The sequence below is a fragment of the Acinetobacter sp. Ag2 genome, from assembly GCF_001005515.1.
GTDB classification, from domain to species: domain Bacteria; phylum Pseudomonadota; class Gammaproteobacteria; order Pseudomonadales; family Moraxellaceae; genus Acinetobacter; species Acinetobacter bereziniae.
In genome coordinates this window covers 156,998-175,669 of sequence record NZ_LBNA01000057.1, presented here as the reverse complement: position 1 = coordinate 175,669, position 18,672 = coordinate 156,998, and the positions used below count along the sequence as shown (strand labels likewise).

Below are 18,672 nucleotides of genomic sequence, written 5' to 3'. Positions count from 1 at the left end.
TTTATTCAACCATAAAAAAAGCCTCCTTGAGAGGAGGCTTTCTCAAGTCAATGCTTATTTTGCATAAACTGGGAATTTAGCACATACCGCTTCAACTTTAGCTTGTACTGCTTTGATTACCGCTTCATCACCTTTAGCGTCTAGGATATCAGCAATCCAACCTGCCAAATCACGCACTTCCGCTTCACCAAAACCACGAGTGGTTACTGCAGGTGTACCGATACGGATACCTGAAGTAACAAATGGAGAACGTGGATCATTTGGTACAGCATTTTTATTCACTGTAATATGCGCTGCGCCTAACCATGCGTCAGCATCTTTACCTGTCACATCTTGTTTAATCAACGATAACAAGAATAAATGGTTTTCTGTACCACCAGAAACAACATCATAACCACGTGAAATCAACACTTCAGCCATCGCTTTAGCATTAACAACCACTTGTTTTTGATATTCTTTATATTCAGGTGTCATTGCTTCTTTAAAGCAAATTGCTTTTGCCGCAACAGCATGAACCAAAGGACCACCTTGGTTACCTGGGAATACAGCTGATTGAAGTTTTTTCTCAATCTCTTCATTTGCTTTAGCAAGGATCAAACCAGAACGTGGACCACGTAAAGTTTTATGCGTAGTCGTCGTTGTTACATCCGCAATTTGTACTGGGCTTGGATATACACCAGCAGCCACTAAACCAGCAACGTGCGCCATATCAACAAATAAATATGCACCAACTTTATCCGCGATATCACGGAAACGTTGCCAATCAACAATTTGGCTATACGCAGAGAAACCAGCAACGATCATACGAGGCTTGTGTTCTACAGCCAAACGTTCAACTTCTTCGTAGTCAATTTCACCAGTTTCAGGGTTTAAACCATATTGCACTGCATTATAAGTTTTACCTGAGAAGCTTACTTTTGCACCGTGGGTCAAGTGACCGCCATGCGCTAAGCTCATTCCTAAAACAGTATCGCCTGGGTTTAAAAGTGCAAGATAGACTGCTGAGTTTGCTTGAGAACCGGCATGAGGTTGTACGTTAGCGTAGTCAGCACCAAATAATGCTTTAGCACGATCGATCGCCAATTGTTCGATCACGTCTACATATTCACAACCGCCATAATAGCGTTTACCAGGATAACCTTCGGCATATTTGTTAGTGAGTTTTGATCCTTGTGCTTCCATTACTGCAGGTGAGCAATAGTTTTCAGATGCAATCAACTCAATATGTGCTTCTTGACGGGCATCTTCTTGAGAAATTGCTTGAGCGATTTCTGGATCAAATTCAGAAATAGAGATATTGGCGAACATTAGCGAGGTCCTATGAATTAGGGCTTTTAAGCCGTGCTAAGATTGCGCGTATTGTAGCATGAAGTTTGTAATTAAACAGAATGAAGTTTGCTCTGTTTTAAATAAAAATAGCTAATGTATCGTACATTAGCTATTTTTTTGATAATGGCAGTTTAAAGCGTTATTTTGCTGCAAACATAGCTTTGACATCTGCAACAATATTATCAATATTTAAAACATACGCAGAACTATGATCCCAAGTAGGTTCAGGGATATAGCGAACCTGTGTACCAAATGCTTTTGCGGTAGCATATAAAGTATCTGTCGCAATTTTGGGTACTGTAGTATCCGCCCCCCCCTGATAAATTACTACAGGTGTTTTGACTTGAACTTGTAGTGGTTGTGAGTCTTCATTTAAAAATTTTTGTACAGGCGCTAGGGTCATAAATCCGTCAGTTGTTCTTGGATAATTCTTTAATGAACCATTGCTACCAACATATTGCATCATAGCCCCTGCAAATTGAGTTCCAAGATCACAGCTTGATTCTGCATTTCTTGCAATTGCATCCGTCGGTACTTTAAATACTTGGCTATAGTCTAAAGTAGGGTTTGTATTGCGTAAGCCCGCAGCAATTAATGCAGTAAAGGTATCTAAAGATGCATAAACAGGTATCTGCTGAGTTGGTGTAGCATTTTCAACTGAAAGATTTCCAACACTTAAAATTAATTTCAATTGTGAAGCTGGTGCAACAGCGACGGTGCCTTTATAGTCTAGGTTTGCACGCGCCGCATATTGCGCAGCGCCTAATGCTGCTTGACCACCTTGAGAATGTCCAACTGTGACCCACTGATTAGACGCTTTACTGCCTAGCCAATTACGTGTCGCCACTACCGCATCAGTAATCGAATAAGCTTCACTTTTTAAATTTAAAAATGGGTGTAATTCTTTACCACCAGGCTCGCCCAAGCCTTCGTAATCAGGTGCAACCACCACGTAGCCTGCTGCAAGAAACTTAGAAATCATGCCTTTAATATGGTCATTCATCACATTACGACTTGGTGCGCATTGATCTGCAACGCCTGTTGTTCCATGTGCCCAAACCACGATTGGCCAACCACCTGCTGGTGCTACAGTTTTCGGTGTAAAGACCAGTGAGGTTGCTTGTACTTCGGTACCATTAATACCTTTCATTTTATAGGTCATCACGACACTATCCGTTGCCACAGTGGAGAAGTCAGTTGCAGTGTATGCGCTTGGTGTTCCCACAACAGGATTGGCAATCGTGTTGACATCTGTATTATCTGGAGAAGCTCCAGATGAACTCCCTCCATCACCGTTATTACATGCTGTTAAAGCGATCCCAGAACTTATAATTAAAACTGTCAGTAAATTCTTTTTCATGTGATTTATCCTTAAACACAATTTTTTAAATATTTTATATCACTTATTACGCATAAGTATTTCATGAATACGTCAAAAAAATATGTTAGGCAAGTCTTTTAGTCATTATTTTTAAGGGATGAATCAACTGAATAAATCACCAATAATGGCATCACACCACACAAGGCATCATGTTTATTGTTAACATATTGAACAATATATAGAAATCTAAACTGCCAAGAAATGGCTATTTATTGTTTATAAAATTAATATCAAAGTAGCTTAAAGATTCGTTTAAAATTTCAATCTTATTTTAACGACGCTGGCTTTTTCACAGAATAAGATTCAACAGCATATCGCCAATCTGTTGAAAAATGCATGCCGCAAAAGTTAATTTCTCTTGATCAATAAAATCAATGCAATAAAGATCGTTTTGAATGATATGAAGCTTCCCTGACCAAACTGTTTGCTGTACATCTAAAGCCTAAATAGATTTACGTAGATGATGCTTCACTTTGCCTAACCCATTTTTTGTTTAACCGTATTCTTGCGATGCAAAAAAGGTAGTGCTTTGTTTTTTGCTCATATTCGCATATAACCTCACTCAACATAGCAACATCCATGTCACCTCACGATAGCAAGACCATCCTTGATGTAAAAGTGCAGAATAAATGAATTACAAAAAATTTAAAAAAACATAAAGTTGATTCGACATGAGTGATTAAAATAAAATCAATTGTATGAATATTCAGGAAATATTAAATGCATACCCTGTTAATTTAAATATTTAAAAAAAATTTGACTACAGGACAATGAGAGATAGATTGACTCAATCTTTTCACAAACTAACTATTTCACAAATTGAAAACTATAAAAGTGATTGCTAAAAAACCTGAGGATTTCCCTCTGCCTTTGCATATATTAGATAAAACAGGATGCTAACAACGTTATCGCTGAATGAAGATTCTAATCAAGTTGCATTGAATTAGATAAAGCAAGTTGAGTTATTCATAAGCTGCCACTGTTCGATTGAACAGTGGCAAAATTTAAAAACGATAATGATCAATATTCAAGGATCAATTTGATAGCAGTGTTTTAATATCCGCCAATAAGTTTCCGTTTTTAGCATTTACACTATAAGCGGTACCATGGTCCCATTTTGGATCGGTTCGATAATCAATTTTTGTGGTTAATGCTCGTGCTTGCGCCACTAATGCGTCTGTTGCCTGAGGCAACACCAATGTATCTGCACCACCTTGATAAATAATGATTGGTGTTTTAACCAAGACTTGAAGAGGCTGTGAATCTTTCTCCAAAAATTGTTTGACGATCGGATCATCCATATAGCCCTTAGCTCTTCGTGGATAATCTTTTATACTACCATTATTTGCTTCAGCATATTCCCCTATTCCTCGCGCAAATTCAAAACCTAACTCAAGCACACATAAAGACTCAGCTTGTTCTGCAATTTTGTCGGTGGGTGACTTAAAGACCTTACTATATACACCATCCATCCCATAAGTAGTTTTAATACTCGCAGCAATCAATGCGGTAAACCCATCCGTAGCAACATAGCCAAGGACCTTACGTTGAAATTCAGGATTCACATTTCCATTTTCATCCAATGGTTTATCAGGTAATCCTTCTAACTTAAATTGAATTAAACTATCAATCATTTTTAAATTAGACGCAGGAGCAACCGCCACTGCCCCTTTGTAGTCCATATTGGCGCGTGCTGCATATTGAGCAGCACCTAGTGCCGCTTGCCCTCCTTGTGAATGCCCCACTACTGCCCATTTATTAGAGACCTTATCACGTAACCAACTTTTGGTTGCTACCACTGCATCCGTAATTGAATAAGCCTCACTTTTGACATTTAGAAAAGGATGTAATTCCTTATTTCCAGGCTCTCCCAAACCTTCATAGTCAGGTGCAACAACAACATAACCTTCTTTAAGAAAGCTATCGATCATGTTTTTAATCGTTGGATCACCTGGACCAAACAAACCTGGTATCGTCAATTTGTTAACACTCGGTGCACAACTATCTGCGACACCCGTTGTACCATGTGCCCATACTACGATTGGCCATCCCCCTGCAGGCGGTGCTGTTTTTGGGGTAAAAACTAAGCTGGTAGCCAATGTTTCAGTTCCTTTGATGCCTTTCATTTTATAAGTCATCATTACACTGTCTGCGGCATTCGGTGGTGCATCTTCTTTAATATATTTATATGCAGCAGGTGTTCCCACCACAGGGTTTTGAATATTATTGATGTCTACATTTGATGTGGTAGATGGACCTCCATCATTATTGTCATCTCCTCCACATGCTGTTAAAAATACAACTGAACTTGCTAATAATATCCAAAGCGTATTTCTTTTCATTTTTTTCATCCTTGTTGCCTATCTTGTTTTAATACTTCAGTGTGAATCATTCCAATTTATCCGCACTGATCATTCAATTACCTAGCTTTTGGCGGGGTATTCTTTTTAAATTACCTTAAATCCAATAATTAAGATAATCTACACTATAATTATCTTATTAAAATAAATTTGCAAGCGATATTCGATAGCCATTATTTTGATATTTATTAGAAAATATTTAAAAAAAGTAGATTAAGTTGGTTTTAAACTAAAAAATGAGGTGAGATTCACTGTATTCAGTAGAATTTACAACCTCAACAATAAAAAATACCAGCACGCCCAAACTTTAAGATATTCTTATAAATTATTAAATAAATAATGATAGCCAGTATCAACTAGATATAATTTATATTTTAATCATGCAACCACCATACAAGGACAGAACTGCTTGAGAGTTAAACAAAAACAAATCAAAACTGACTTTCAAATAACTTTAAATTGTATTCAATGCTTAAAAAAGCTAGGGTACTCAAAAGCTCCTGTTCAAATTGGTGAAGGAACAAAAGATGCAAGCCATTATTTTAGATACAGAAACACATACACTCAATGGTCTACCTATTGAAATTGCTTATGCACCTATTCAGATTGAAGCAGGAAAACTCAGTTTAGATCGCAAGCAAATATTTGATCAGCTTTATAGCATTGGCAATGAAAAAATCTCTTTTGCCTCTATGGCAGTTCACCATATTTTAGAAGCGGACATTGCAGGACAACCTAACTTTTCGGACTTCGAGCTTCCTAAAGAAACCACATATATCATTGGTCATAATATTGATTATGATATTCGTGCCATTGAACAATGCGGTGTAGATACCTCAAAAATCAAAGCCATCTGTACGCTGGCATTGGCTCGTTTAGTTTGGCCAGATGCTGAAGCCCATAATATTTCTGCACTGATTTATATGATCAGTAAAGGCAGTGAAAAAGCACGTGAAATGCTGAAAAGCGCGCATCGCGCAGATGCAGATATTATTTTAACTGCCAATATTTTAATGCACATTATTCATCATTTAAAAATTCAGACCCTAGAAGAACTCTATGAAGCCTCTGAAGATGCACGTATACCAAGAACGATCAACTTTGGTAAACACCGCGGTACTGCAATTTCAGAATTACCCTCAGACTATGTGCAATGGTTATTACGCCAGGAAGACCTAGACCCTTATTTACGTAAAGCCTTAGAAAATGCAAACCTTATCACACTTTAACCTTGTGATTTGTAACAAGAAAGTCATATTAGTGTAATTTTCATTCTTTATCCTTGGGTCAATTTATTGGGGGAATAACTTGACTCATGGATCAATATTTTAAAACTGACTTGGGAATTCAGGCATTAAAACAGCGGTCATTTCAACTGAATGCGCGTCAAAGACAGTTATTACTCCTGATCGGTACTGATGATTTTAAAATTTTAAATAGTGCCCTCAAACAACGCTTGGCGACTCCTGAACTGATTCAACAATTAGAAGAACTTGGTTTGATTTTTCAGGATAATGCACCATCTGCGGATAAAAAAAATTATACCGCCCTATCAGCAGTGACAACTTCAATTGCATTAGACACAAACCAACAACCAACTTTGGCTCAAACAACAAAAAGTCAATCTTCAAAAGAAGATCTCATTTCCTCAATTAGCATCAGTGAAAAATTAACAGAAGTATCCTCACCCGACAATCTCCACACCAATGAGCCAACCCATGATCTAAAACCACAACTAGAAACACCAGCACAGAAGGAAAATAAACTCGAACATGTCCATATCAGTTTTGATGAGATCAAACAAAAAATGGCACATCTATTACAAACTCATTGTGGACTCATGACTAAACAATTGGTGATACAGATCCAGCAGGCAAAATCTATCCGTGATATTAAATTTTGCCAAATGCAATGGATTACCGCATTACAAGAGTCCAGAATTTCACCAGTTGAGCTAAATCAAACCATGCAACAAATTAATTATTCTTTACAACACCTACAATCATCATAATTTAAGCATGTTACAAGCGTGAGACTTAGCATTTAGATTTAACCCCCTTAGAATGACACAATTAAGTGTTTTAACGTCATTCTAAGTTTTTTAATCTAAACAGATTAATATTTTTTAAAAGATGGATAATGATCAGATTTGGCAGATCATCGCCCTTGAAGATGATCATTATTTATCGGAACAAAAGCTGAATTTAGAATTAAAATCTGCTTTGCTCACAGAATTCCTTCAACACTTACACATTGAATTTCAACATTATGGTTCAGAAATACAACTATTCCACGTCTAAAATCAAATGTCATATATCGCTTAACATCACCAACATATCTCATTGATATTAATGATGAATTAACTTAAATCCATATATCTTATTATATCTTTTTACAAAATCAAATTGTCTATTTTTACATCAAGCTATACAATAAACACTCAGCTAACTTGTTCAAATAATTACACAATTATGACTACTTATATTACCAAATCGACCAATCAAACAGCATTAGCACTTTCAAATTTTCATTCAACTTTTGAACAGTGTTTGACGGCTGTTTCTAATATTAAGCATAAAAGAGATTTACGAATCAAAGATGACCCAATGTCCTCACAACATGTGTTGGTACAAAGTTATCAATCTGGATCACTCAAAGGTGATTTAAGAATTGAAAAACGCGCTGTTGTTCAAGCCAATCGAGACCGCTTAGCCCTTTATCATTTAGTTGCTGTTGTTCTTGATCATTTTAAAACTGCTTGATTTTTTTAGCAGAAACTTGGTTGTTGCTGTTCAGCTTTAGATCTTTTAATGCTTAGCTATAATAAATGTGTTGGATAAATGCATCCAACACATTTTTTTAATTGTCACATGTTTGGTCTAGTTAAAAATTAACTTACCTGTTCAATGATGCGATAAATACTATCACTTTCTTTACTCTCGAACAGTAATTCAATACTTGGCAATATCTTTTCGCCATCTACCACAATATGATCGATCTTTTGGAACAAGGATAAATTTTCAGCATCTTCATGCTCTTGCAATTTGTTTAACCATGCCATTGCATTTAATTCGTTGCTATATTGATCCTTCACCTTGACTGTAATCATTTCAGACATTTTCCTATCCTCTTTTTTATATACTGTTTTTCTTATAGCATGACATTGAATAAAATTTCTTGAGAAGTTGTTAGATTTTATGGCAATGTTAAAGCATTGCAACTTATGAATATTTTTCAGTTATAAAACAATCAATTACTTTGAATATTTTATGTAAATTCTGCCTATCTTAATTATTTCATCAGATTTCAAAATGAAAAAGCTCACATTTCTGTGAGCTTTTTGATGTTGGAAAGCTAGTGCTTATTTTTTATTTGAACTGGAGTCACAAATTCAATAAGCCGTCATTGATCTGTCCAACTACTTCGTAGCATCTTATCGATCTACTGTAGTTATAATATAGGCAGAACTTTGACCATCTGCAAGAAGCAGTAACATTATTCAACCTAATTACAGCGATTTTAAAATTGAATTATTTTAAAAACAGCAGATAATAGTTAAGCCTAAATTGATGATCAATTTTTCAATCTTTAAAGAATAATGGCTGCTAAGCACTAAAATGAAATTAAACTTTGAAAGTGCTTTAAAATGATCATTTTTCCGAATTAAAAATTCAGATAAAAAGTATAAAATTTTTTGAAAATAAATCATTTGTATGAAAAATTATGCGGTTTGAATATAAATGATCAGAAATTTACACTATCAATTATCACTTAGTATGTTTTCTTTATCGGATGAAAATTTGAGTCATGGCGATAATGTACTATATTCATTGTCCTTGAACTTCTTTACATTTTACCAATATTACCTAAAGTTATCGTACAGCTACATTTATAGTGCAATTATGTTCTGAGTCTTTTGCATTACGAAAATTTAATTGGTGCTTGAAACACTGACAATACGCTCTAGACTGAGTATATTTTATTTTTTCAGGAATATTTACACCCAAACATTCAGATTCAATATGCCCCATTTGTGATAAAGGAAACTCTCCTTTAAGTATTAATCCGACTGCACCAAATACAATCAACATCACAAAAATTATCAATATTATATAAGTTCTCATTATTCTGAATTTTCATCTTTTTATAACTCAATAAAAATTAAGCAGATCTGTCAACAAGACTGTACTGCTCAATCATCATCGACCGTCTCATAAAACATACGATTTATTATTTTTTTACAACAGAGGATTTAGTGGCATATTCAACCCCATGTTTTTCTAAATATTCACGAATTAATTGGCGAACAACTTGAGAAGGTTTTAAGTCTTGACGGTTACATAATTCTTCAAATGCTTCTTTTTTATTTGGATCGATTAAAATTGTTAACCTTGCCGTTTTATTTTCCATACCCCATTTCCTTAAATTTCTTAGAAATAGAATTGTAATAATATTTAGAAGATTTTCAATGATAATTTTTTATCTCGCCAACCTTACAAGATAAGACATATATATATGATTTATAACACTTTATTTTAATAATTTTAATATTTAAATGATAAATCGATCATAATTTTTTGTGAATATTATCAAATATTTTAATTTTAAAGCTAAAATTCACACAAAAGGCTATCACAACAACGCGAAGTAATAGCCAAGTCTCTATTTTTAAGAGAAATCTAATTCTTTTTCAAAAATTCTAAGTTCGTGTCTAGCCATTGCTAAATTAGATTTTTGACGATCCAATACTAAATATAAAAATAAATCACTGTTTTTCTCTAGCGGTCTAAGTAAATGATACTGTTTACCTAAAGTAATCAAAATATCATCAATAGTATCTTTCAAGTTCAACGCATCAGCAGTTTTCATTTTCGCACGTAAAACCTCAGTATTCCCCGCAGCTGCAAGCTCCAAATCAATGCCTGTTCCTTGTGCTGCCAATGAAAGACCACTTGTACAATCAACAAGTGCTGAAGCTGTAAATCCGTCAATATCTGCTAATGGTGTTAAGTCAATTTTAGCCATTTATATATACCTTTTATTAAGTAAAAACCGTATGAACCATCTGAGGAGTCTGGCTCATGTTTAAAAGTATCATAAAATTATAATAAAATATTATTTTATGATAATAATATGTGATTTTTTTAGTCTAATTAAAAAAAAAGACAATATTTCTTTTCAGAAGGCATTTCTGATTTACTTTAAAATTCACATGTGAATCGACACGATTCATATAAATAAAGATGATTTGGAAAATAAATTTAATTTTTCTTATAAAAATATTAAAAAAATATTGACAAAAAATAATTTAAATATAAAAACTTATGTGTTTATCATTTTCTTTGCAGCATACTTGGGTAGATGTTTTATGTATAACTTGCTCCACATATATGCTTTATGTATTACAGCACTTTTCATTAAAATGTTTGCGATATCATGTTATCAAGGTTATTTCCGTATTAAAAATAAGGCTTTTAAAAATAAAGAAGATGCACAATATCTAAACATGAATGCCCATCCCGAAGAACTTCCGCAAGTGGTGAGAGCAAGTCAAGCCTGGGCTAACGATTTAGAAAATATTCCTGTGTTTTGGGTACTTGGTGGCATTTGTATCGCCTTGAATTTGAACACAACATTGATAGCATGGGCGTTTAGTGTTTTTACCATTGCACGTATTGCTCATACAATAACCTATTTAGTAGGAATACAGCCTTGGAGAACGATCTCTTATATAACTGGTATCGTTTGCCTATTTATTTTAACCTTTATTATTATACTGGCTTGTTTATGACTGATCTAAGTGTAGGATGCTTCTAAATCAATCGCCAACAACATATTATGGTTGTGATCACGATCACAATATAACTATTTATTTGATGCAGATAAATACAAGATATGGTGAAATTTATAATTAAATTGAAAAATCATGTGCTTGATATAATATAAAAGCTAACCTGTTAGATAAATGCAGATTGACATTAAACTCACGCAAAATTTAAAATGATCAAAATATATCATCCCACTATCCAACAAAAATGTGATCTAACTAAACCCACACATACTAAAAATATATTCTTATTGCGATTTATCTTAATAAAGTAGATGTGACACAAGCCCGTACTGTATCGCTATTTTAAGTATAAACATAAACAACACTTATGCACAGTCACGCAAGCCCAATATACATCGTCGTAATATACCTAGATCTGAGAACATAACCACGACGTAAAGAAAGCAAGAGAATTGGTTAGGAGATAGACTTAACTCATCCTGATGATTGGTGACCTTATCCAAATGTTGTTTTCAAATGCTCAGCTTTATATAATCAGGAAAATATCCAGCCGCAATATGCATAATTTTAGCTGGAAAATTGGTCGTGCTAAATGCTTCGACACTACATATTGCATTGGTCAATAAAGTTACCAACAAAGATAAATCTCTAAATAGCAACAATCTTACAGCAATCCAATACCACTTTATACTCACACCCCCATATTTTATTATCTAATTTGCCAGGCTTGGATATTTTCCTGTTTTTTATCAAATTCTTATTTATCTCAACTTAGCGTTCATTTTTTATTGTTTCTTCATCCTGAAAAATAGCTTCTATAGATAAACCAAAGAGTCTTGCTATTTTAAAGGCTAAAGGGAGACTTGGATCATAACGCTCTTTTTCGATAGCATTGATAGTTTGACGTGAAACACCAAGTAATTCCGCAATTTGTTGTTGCGACCAACCTTGCTTCATTCTTAATTCAGATAAAATATTTTTCATCGATAACGCCAACTTCCAATTGCGATCCCCATTCCCCACAATGTTGCCATTAATGGCCAAACAAAAAACATCGATAGTAAAGGAAATCCAATATTTTCTAAAAAGCCATAGCTAAATGTGATGAGCGCAGTACCAACAAAGGCGATTGCAAAAGCTTGTAGTTGAATTCGATGTTGCATTTCATCTAATTGCGATAACTGTCTAATCACGCTCCAACATACGAATACGCAAGGAATGACAGGCAATAAAGTTACAATCATTTGTGTTGAATCATCAAGTTGATTATTTTTTAAATATCTTAGAGAAAAAACCAACACAACAATATACAGCAAGATAGATAAAACCAATTCAAAAAGGTGTCTAAATTTATTCATAGCGCACTCATGTAAAGTAAACTTTACATGAGCATAATTAATTTCAAATTAAATGTAAAGGATACTTTACATCAATGATGATTGATGTGAGTAAACTAACCAAAAGCATCGTACGCCTGATCTACTCTTTTTGAAGTAACCCAATTCAATAAAAATATATTTTTCATTTAAAATCAAATATATATTTCACATTTAAACTTTATAGCAATGATTTTAGATCATCTAAGATATTTAAAGTGAAAAAAATTATGGGGTATCATAAAAAACCCCACCAAAAGGTAGGGCGATTTATATCCAAGCTTATTTAACTTCTTTCACCGAAAAAGACTGATCTTTTGCAAGTTCAATTGTTGCTTCCTCACCTTTGGAATGAATTGACACACCATTTTCACCTTCTAGACGCATACCACTGCCAGATGGAACTTCTTTAAGTGAATAGTTATGCCCTTCACTATCTGTCAAAGTTGCTGTAGCAAAATTATCAGTTGTTTGAAGTGTGAATTGCTTTTTATCTTCAGTTTCATATTTCACTGTTTTTTGGTTCGACTCATTGCTGTCTACCTGAGCAACAGGACTACTTGCTTCTCCTGTTGAGGCATTGGTTTTTTCTTTGTCTTTTGCATTACATCCAACTAAAAAAACAGCAGTTAAAATAGAGGAAATTAATAATATTTTTTTCATGATTAATCTCAGTAGAAATAAGAAGTTTAAGTTCTACCACAGGACTTGAAGCTCATCCAACCAGCGATTGCGAATTCACTACTGGTTCCGTACAGAAATCATAAACATTATTTATAATACTATACATTTCATATTTTATTTTTAACTATTTATATGTTAACTAGCCATAGATTTTAAATTAAGATTTATTTGAATAATAAATTAATGCAATGATTGCGATGAACACGATGCTGATTTGGAGAAGCAAAGAAAACATCAATTTTCCTAGGAGAATACAAAAATTTTCATTGAATTTAAAAGTTGTAGCTTCATCACTTAACATCGATATTGCTAATTTTTCCGCATTTACGGCATTCTTTTATGCAGCTTATATTAGGATATTCAAAAACATGAATACAAAGCAATTGTCTAATTCGCAACATCATAAAAATATGCCTTATAAAAGCCCACATGATTGGATAATGTGGGCAACTACATGAAAAGCTTCTATTAGGTAAAGCTTGAAACTACAAAGTAATTTCTGGCTCAAATTTTAAAACAAAAACAATCAAGAACATTGGCATTAAATGACAATTTTTAAAATTTTATTTTAAATCAACACTTAATATTAAAAATACTAAACAATAATTAAATACTATAAATGTTCAATAATTAATGGACGATACTTAAAAGATTAAAGGTGCACATCGAAACATCTGAGATTAAAAAATATGGAGATAAACAAATTTTTAAATTTATTGTGAAAAGTTTAAAATCACGCTATAAAATTACTTCTTATTACCCAACAAGCCCCTTAAATTAGAGACCTGCTGGAATAGATAGTTACGACTGAGGTTGAATGTCCTTGTCATCATTCTTGTCGTTTTTGCTTGTCTTGGTCAGATTTTTTGTCTTGGTTTTATCAGCGCCATTTTTATGTGACTGATAATAACAACCAATTGCGATCCCAGTGCCTAATAATGCTGCAGTCTTAAACATGACATTCCTCGTACTGAATAAAAAAGGTCTAATAGGAATAACATCAAATTAAAACCTGTGTATTTCAACATGTTAGTTGTGAAAGAATATGTGAAATTTTATAACATTAGATTTCAAAAATCATTTTAATTTTAATATTTTTCAATTGGTTAGAATTTATTTAATTTATAAACTGTTAACAGAACTGTCACACTTTGGACTATTTTTCATTGAATCATTAATTAATCAACATTTCCCTAAAAACAATCCATAAAAAAGCCCATCCTCAGATGAGCCCTTTACTTAGATTACACTATTTTAAAACCCACATCCCTGATGGAATATTTCCAAAGAGATGTACTAACAATGTAAGAACAACAAACATAAATATGAAAAAAGCGATGTTTATTGATTTATATATCATGTGATCACCCTCATTTTATTGTTGTTCTTTTTTTATACACTAATAACATAAAATTTACAAACCTTTTCAAAAAAACCCTATATTAAAAAGATTTATATAGTTATATCTATTCGGGCTAACAATCAGCAATCTTCTTGATTTTTCATTTTATTAAAACAATAAACACCAATATACATTTACTTTATTGTAGCTCTTGATAGAACGTTCATTTCATGATTTCACTGTGTAACCATTTTAAATAATTTTCTTTGTTATGAAATTGAGGAGACTGGTTTACATTCAAAGCAACTTCTTTCCCATCAACTAAAATTACATAATTTTTTGCCATCTGTGAACGCTCATCATCAGGTCGCGCAAGAATAAAAAAATATTTTAGAAACAGGGTATTATAAAGTATATTATCCATGATTGATTTAAGATCATTTAACTGTCTATTTTTCTTTGTGAATTTCTGATGATCATCTTTTTCAGGAAAATGCTGACTTGTCTTAAACGCTTCATATTTTTCATCTAATTCATTAATATTCATATTATTTATCACCAAAATTTTATTCCTACTTTAAATGAATGCAGTCAACCTGTTCTACATTCACCATAAACATGTTTTTATAACTACTTTGTATCAACCTGCGATCCGTTCCATAAGTATGAAGAATTAAACATTAAATTCGTTTCATACTTTTCTTGAGCAAATCAATCATCATATATTCATTTCAAATTTTTCATTCATTTATCCTTATTTTAAAGACTATGAATAAAATCACTTAGACTCATTAAAATTCTCCTTATTTATTAAATTCTTACAGTAATTAATGTGATCATTGTCTTTTTTATTATGCACCATTTTCATGCATGAACAAAAGTGCTCAGATCGTCCATACTGGATATCATCTGGAACATCAATTCCATAACATTTCGCATCAATTTCATTCAATTTAGGTGCAACAATCCATTTTCCAGAATAAAAAGGATAGCCAAAGCCACCAATAACAATCATCAACAGAACAATAATTGGAAAGTTATTTTTAATATATTGAATCATTTTTAAAAATCTTTAAGGTCTAAAATCCAATTCTACAAAAAAATGATTATTCAACCAAATCAATACACTTTAATGGTACTTTTTAAATTTTTTCAGCAAATAAAAGATATTGTCATGATAAAATATTTTAGAAAGTTGCTCAATCGTCGTTAGGAAATTATTTCATGAAATTTATAGTAGTTTTATCTACTTTTACTGTTTTACTTTCAGGCTGTACGGCAATGAGTCTTGAGCAATGCAAAACTGCAAACTGGTTTAATGTTGGTGAAAAAGATGGTTCAGCTGGTTCCAACCCACATCTAGATCAATACTACTCTGCTTGCCAAAAAGCCAATATCATTCCAAATCAGAATTTATATGAAAAAGGCTACCAAAAAGGTTTGAATGCTTATTGTCAACCTGAAAACATTTTCTATGAAGCCTTAGAAGGTCGTGGTAATTATCGAATTTGTCCTATAGAAAAGCGTGAATCTCTTCGTAGTTATTATCAAGTCGCAAGTCAGTACTTTTCCGCAAATTCAGATTTTAATAAATCACAAAATGGTATGAATTATTACCTTGAAAGATTGGAGTATAAGAACCTTTCTGATAAAGATCGTGATAGCTATAAACAGAAATTATATGATCTCCGTATCAATAGCAGCCAAGTACAATCTCGTTATCAAACAGCTCTGCGTAATTTAGAACGTTTCAAGGCTGAGCATGATCTTGACTAGATTGAAACAAATTCTTTATACAAATCTATGTTATAGATGTAATTTTCATGTTTTTTAAATAACATTTGAATAAAAATTTGTATTTGATTGATGCTGAATACGGTCTAGGATTATGCAATTATTTTAAAGCAATCTATACAAAATTGAAACTACTCGAAAATCTACTTATTTTTCGTTCTCGATTTTAAGCGATCTATAAGGCTGTGACCAAAAAACAAGTCGTGAGCAAAAAATATGATGAGATTTAAAATTATTTTGCTATAAAAAAAGCCTCACATTTCTATGAGGCTTACCTTAATTTTGCGCTGATTAAGGTTTTTTGTTATTTATTTTTAGTAAAATAACTATTTAAATTTAATTTAAAATATCTAGTATGTCAATGATATTTACTGGCTCAAACCAAAGTTTAAAGTTAAAATCTATTAGCAAGTGAATGTCTCACTTTGTTCAACTACATTCTTGCTTATATGAAAATATGAAAAAAATCTTCTGGTAGGTGAGGTCGAAGTCCTATTCCCTCACCTAATATATTCACTTTTAGTTATATATTGAATTATTATGGAAGATTCAACCTACGGCAATCTTGATAAATAATCTTACATTGAGATTCTGGAAAACCATCAGCACGACATGCGTCTACAACTTTCTTGCGTCCTAATGCCTTTCTGCTCCCAGGAACGAGTACTGGAATAACATCTTTCACTTCACCAGCTGTTGTACGTGCTCGATAAAGTCTATTGGTTCCTTCAGCCTGTCCGACTGTCGCACAATGATTATCATCATAAGTAAACCAAATTTGACAACCTGTACCCCCTTTTTTTTCACAATCTTGTAACGCTTTCTCTTCTAACTTTCCTCGGAAAATTTTTGCCGTTGCGACACCAATGACTCCATTTGTTCCTGCTGCAACATAACCTTCTGTCGTTGGTGAACGATAGCTTGGCTGGGCATATCCACCTCCACCACCATAATTTGGAATCGGTGCACAGCCTTGTACACCCTGACCACCTACTGGATAATAGCCAGGAGGACAGTTACCTTCAGCCTTAGCAACGCTAGAAATAATAGAAAGTACTGAAAGACAAATTAAGGCGATAAAAAAGTGTATGTTCTGTTGTCTATAGTGTTTCATCATGATTGGCACATCCATGTTTGTGAATTATTTTGTGAAAAGTACATCATTTATCGGTGATATTTTAATCATTTTAAATCTTAAAATAATTCATTGCGAAACTCAAATTTCGAGTCAACATCTATTATTTTTCTGTTTGAGGCATATGTCTTAGACAATCCTATCTATGTATCTAAGACATTAAATTTTCTAAATATTTTTTATAAAATTGATATTTAACAATGCTTAACAAACAAAACCAAATTATAGCTTTTATGGAGTGAAAGCGCCTTGCTGATATGCTGGGAAAGTATTTTGATCAATTTTGTGATATAAGGCATACCCATTTATCTTTTTTCCTCTATGAGGTTTTATATGAAAAATACACCATCATCTGATGATCTAGAATCAACAGCATTGGGTTGGAAATTCATTGTTATTGTTGGTATTTTAACGTCTATCTTTTTTACTTTCCTGTATCTGGCGATGTCTAGCGAACCAGACTATATGCCAAGTCAGAAGCAGAAACAAACCTCCATACAACATAAAAACAGCACATCATAATCTTTTGAGCAATCAACTAGAACTTTATCAAGTGAATTATAGAGTATTCATTTTTTATTGTTGATGCTTGGTTGAATAAAAAACTCGCTAAATTAAACCGCATCCGAAAGTTGGACACTTTTAATCTAAATTTGGAGGGTGCCTTTTTATGACCAAATATTCTTAAAAATAACGCTGAGATGTCCTATCAACATTCGTCGTTACCGAAACGGCTTCATCATCTTGAGGCTCCGCTTGTAATAGTTTCGTTGCGGTAAAAGCAAAAGTTACCATCAACAAAATAAACATGGACAACGAAAAAAAACCATTTTTTTTACCTATATCACATGATCCACAATGATTTTTTTCAATCATTGTGGATCTATTGCACCTTTTACAAAAATTTTGACTCATCGCCCTACGACAATCCTGTTACACAAGACTCTTTTAACATATCGATATTAGTTGATTTTGAGTAAAAATTACAGAATTGTTATTTTAAATAAAGAACCTCCTCTTTGTTGATCTACTTCAAATAAGGAATCTATATTTTAAATGATCAAAGAGTAGGTTGTGGAATCGGAATGTCTTTTGAGATTTTCTTAGCATTATTCAAATTCAGATCACAACGAGAGTGCCCCCACTTCACTATGATACCCTTTTCAAGCATAAATTTTTCTTCACAATAACGCCCTGGATGAACAAATGTTTCATAAGAAATTATTTTTCCTCCATTTGTTAAGGTATAGCTTTTATCTGGTAATCCCCATTTTTTAATTAGTTTTTCTTCTGACGAACCAACCCATGATTGCATTAGATCATTGAGTGTTTCATAGCGCTGTGTACTGAGACTTGCACAAGCTAGAAGTGATTGGCTGATTACAATAATTAAAAGTATTTTCTTCATTATTCATGCCTAAAATCATAATACAGATCAATACTATATGATTAAACCATTTTTACAAAGATTAAAAGTTAA

Annotated in this window: 21 protein-coding genes; 6 read left to right on the top strand and 15 right to left on the bottom strand. The window is 33.0% G+C overall.

Translation table 11 applies throughout. The features are described 5' to 3' along the window. Window positions 1-54: 54 nt before the first annotated feature. The 3 genes from glyA to AAV97_RS17740 form a co-directional block, all read right to left on the bottom strand. A complete protein-coding gene (gene glyA, locus AAV97_RS17750) occupies window positions 55-1,308 on the bottom strand; it encodes a serine hydroxymethyltransferase (protein ID WP_004831563.1) in 1,254 nt (417 codons plus the stop codon). A gap of 160 nt (window positions 1,309-1,468) precedes the next feature. Continuing rightward, window positions 1,469-2,689: an alpha/beta hydrolase family protein gene (locus AAV97_RS17745; RefSeq protein WP_042086644.1), complete on the bottom strand. Its 1,221-nt coding sequence runs from the start codon at window positions 2,687-2,689 to the stop codon at window positions 1,469-1,471. A 1,055-nt stretch (window positions 2,690-3,744) separates the two neighbouring features. Then, complete coding sequence (locus tag AAV97_RS17740) at window positions 3,745-5,052, bottom strand: alpha/beta hydrolase family protein (RefSeq protein ID WP_042086642.1); 1,308 nt, start codon at window positions 5,050-5,052, stop codon at window positions 3,745-3,747. A gap of 545 nt (window positions 5,053-5,597) precedes the next feature. Here AAV97_RS17740 and AAV97_RS17735 point away from each other — a divergent pair. From AAV97_RS17735 to AAV97_RS17725, 3 genes are all read left to right on the top strand, one after another. After that, window positions 5,598-6,299, top strand: a complete 702-nt coding sequence (locus tag AAV97_RS17735; protein WP_004831566.1) for an exonuclease domain-containing protein — start codon at window positions 5,598-5,600, stop codon at window positions 6,297-6,299. A gap of 86 nt (window positions 6,300-6,385) precedes the next feature. Then, window positions 6,386-7,081 (top strand): hypothetical protein, encoded by a 696-nt coding sequence (locus tag AAV97_RS17730; protein ID WP_046761275.1) that lies wholly within the window; start codon window positions 6,386-6,388, stop codon window positions 7,079-7,081. Between the two features lie 460 nt (window positions 7,082-7,541). Then, window positions 7,542-7,832 carry a hypothetical protein gene (locus AAV97_RS17725; protein ID WP_004831569.1) on the top strand — a complete coding sequence of 97 codons (291 nt, stop codon included), beginning with the start codon at window positions 7,542-7,544 and terminating at the stop codon, window positions 7,830-7,832. A 128-nt stretch (window positions 7,833-7,960) separates the two neighbouring features. On the opposite strand, the gene AAV97_RS17720 is transcribed toward AAV97_RS17725, so the two are convergent. The 3 genes from AAV97_RS17720 to AAV97_RS17705 all read right to left on the bottom strand — a co-directional run bounded on the left by AAV97_RS17720 (window position 7,961) and on the right by AAV97_RS17705 (window position 10,095). Beyond that, window positions 7,961-8,188, bottom strand: a complete 228-nt coding sequence (locus AAV97_RS17720) for a hypothetical protein (protein WP_004831570.1) — start codon at window positions 8,186-8,188, stop codon at window positions 7,961-7,963. A 1,112-nt stretch (window positions 8,189-9,300) separates the two neighbouring features. Further along, window positions 9,301-9,480, bottom strand: a complete 180-nt coding sequence (locus tag AAV97_RS17710; RefSeq protein WP_004831572.1) for a ribbon-helix-helix protein, CopG family — start codon at window positions 9,478-9,480, stop codon at window positions 9,301-9,303. Window positions 9,481-9,738: 258 nt separating this feature from the next. Beyond that, window positions 9,739-10,095, bottom strand: coding sequence for a hypothetical protein (locus AAV97_RS17705; protein ID WP_004831574.1), 357 nt, complete (start codon window positions 10,093-10,095; stop codon window positions 9,739-9,741). Between the two features lie 223 nt (window positions 10,096-10,318). On the opposite strand from AAV97_RS17705, the gene AAV97_RS17700 reads away from it, so the two are divergent. After that, window positions 10,319-10,861 (top strand): MAPEG family protein, encoded by a 543-nt coding sequence (locus AAV97_RS17700; protein ID WP_228136565.1) that lies wholly within the window; start codon window positions 10,319-10,321, stop codon window positions 10,859-10,861. Window positions 10,862-11,632: 771 nt separating this feature from the next. On the opposite strand, the gene AAV97_RS17695 is transcribed toward AAV97_RS17700, so the two are convergent. The 6 genes from AAV97_RS17695 to AAV97_RS17670 form a co-directional block, all read right to left on the bottom strand. Further along, on the bottom strand, window positions 11,633-11,845 hold the full coding sequence (locus AAV97_RS17695; protein WP_005030142.1) for a helix-turn-helix transcriptional regulator: 213 nt from the start codon (window positions 11,843-11,845) through the stop codon (window positions 11,633-11,635). Further along, on the bottom strand, window positions 11,842-12,219 hold the full coding sequence (locus AAV97_RS17690) for a hypothetical protein (RefSeq protein WP_004831577.1): 378 nt from the start codon (window positions 12,217-12,219) through the stop codon (window positions 11,842-11,844). The genes AAV97_RS17695 and AAV97_RS17690 overlap by 4 nt, the downstream gene beginning before the upstream one ends. Window positions 12,220-12,519: 300 nt before the next feature. Further along, window positions 12,520-12,900 (bottom strand): MliC family protein, encoded by a 381-nt coding sequence (locus tag AAV97_RS17685; protein ID WP_046761274.1) that lies wholly within the window; start codon window positions 12,898-12,900, stop codon window positions 12,520-12,522. Between the two features lie 822 nt (window positions 12,901-13,722). Further along, on the bottom strand, window positions 13,723-13,878 hold the full coding sequence (locus AAV97_RS21255) for a hypothetical protein (protein WP_009586207.1): 156 nt from the start codon (window positions 13,876-13,878) through the stop codon (window positions 13,723-13,725). Between the two features lie 608 nt (window positions 13,879-14,486). Then, entirely contained in the window at window positions 14,487-14,810 is a 324-nt protein-coding gene (locus AAV97_RS17675; RefSeq protein ID WP_046761272.1) for a hypothetical protein, read from the bottom strand. Between the two features lie 231 nt (window positions 14,811-15,041). Next, the gene (locus tag AAV97_RS17670) at window positions 15,042-15,323 is read right to left on the bottom strand and encodes a hypothetical protein (RefSeq protein ID WP_046761271.1); all 282 of its coding nucleotides are present in this window, start codon (window positions 15,321-15,323) and stop codon (window positions 15,042-15,044) included. Window positions 15,324-15,487: 164 nt separating this feature from the next. Here AAV97_RS17670 and AAV97_RS17665 point away from each other — a divergent pair, with 164 nt between their 5' ends. Continuing rightward, window positions 15,488-16,039, top strand: coding sequence for a DUF2799 domain-containing protein (locus tag AAV97_RS17665; RefSeq protein ID WP_046761270.1), 552 nt, complete (start codon window positions 15,488-15,490; stop codon window positions 16,037-16,039). Window positions 16,040-16,595: 556 nt separating this feature from the next. On the opposite strand, the gene AAV97_RS17660 is transcribed toward AAV97_RS17665, so the two are convergent. Then, window positions 16,596-17,174: a DUF4189 domain-containing protein gene (locus AAV97_RS17660; protein ID WP_042086653.1), complete on the bottom strand. Its 579-nt coding sequence runs from the start codon at window positions 17,172-17,174 to the stop codon at window positions 16,596-16,598. A gap of 351 nt (window positions 17,175-17,525) precedes the next feature. On the opposite strand from AAV97_RS17660, the gene AAV97_RS17655 reads away from it, so the two are divergent. Continuing rightward, on the top strand, window positions 17,526-17,714 hold the full coding sequence (locus AAV97_RS17655; RefSeq protein ID WP_005030158.1) for a hypothetical protein: 189 nt from the start codon (window positions 17,526-17,528) through the stop codon (window positions 17,712-17,714). 162 nt (window positions 17,715-17,876) lie between these two features. Here AAV97_RS17655 and AAV97_RS17650 read toward each other — a convergent pair whose 3' ends face one another. Both AAV97_RS17650 and AAV97_RS17645 read right to left on the bottom strand, forming a co-directional pair. Next, window positions 17,877-18,068, bottom strand: coding sequence for a hypothetical protein (locus AAV97_RS17650; protein ID WP_046761269.1), 192 nt, complete (start codon window positions 18,066-18,068; stop codon window positions 17,877-17,879). 184 nt (window positions 18,069-18,252) lie between these two features. Next, window positions 18,253-18,600, bottom strand: coding sequence for a hypothetical protein (locus AAV97_RS17645; RefSeq protein ID WP_004831587.1), 348 nt, complete (start codon window positions 18,598-18,600; stop codon window positions 18,253-18,255). Window positions 18,601-18,672 lie beyond the last annotated feature (72 nt).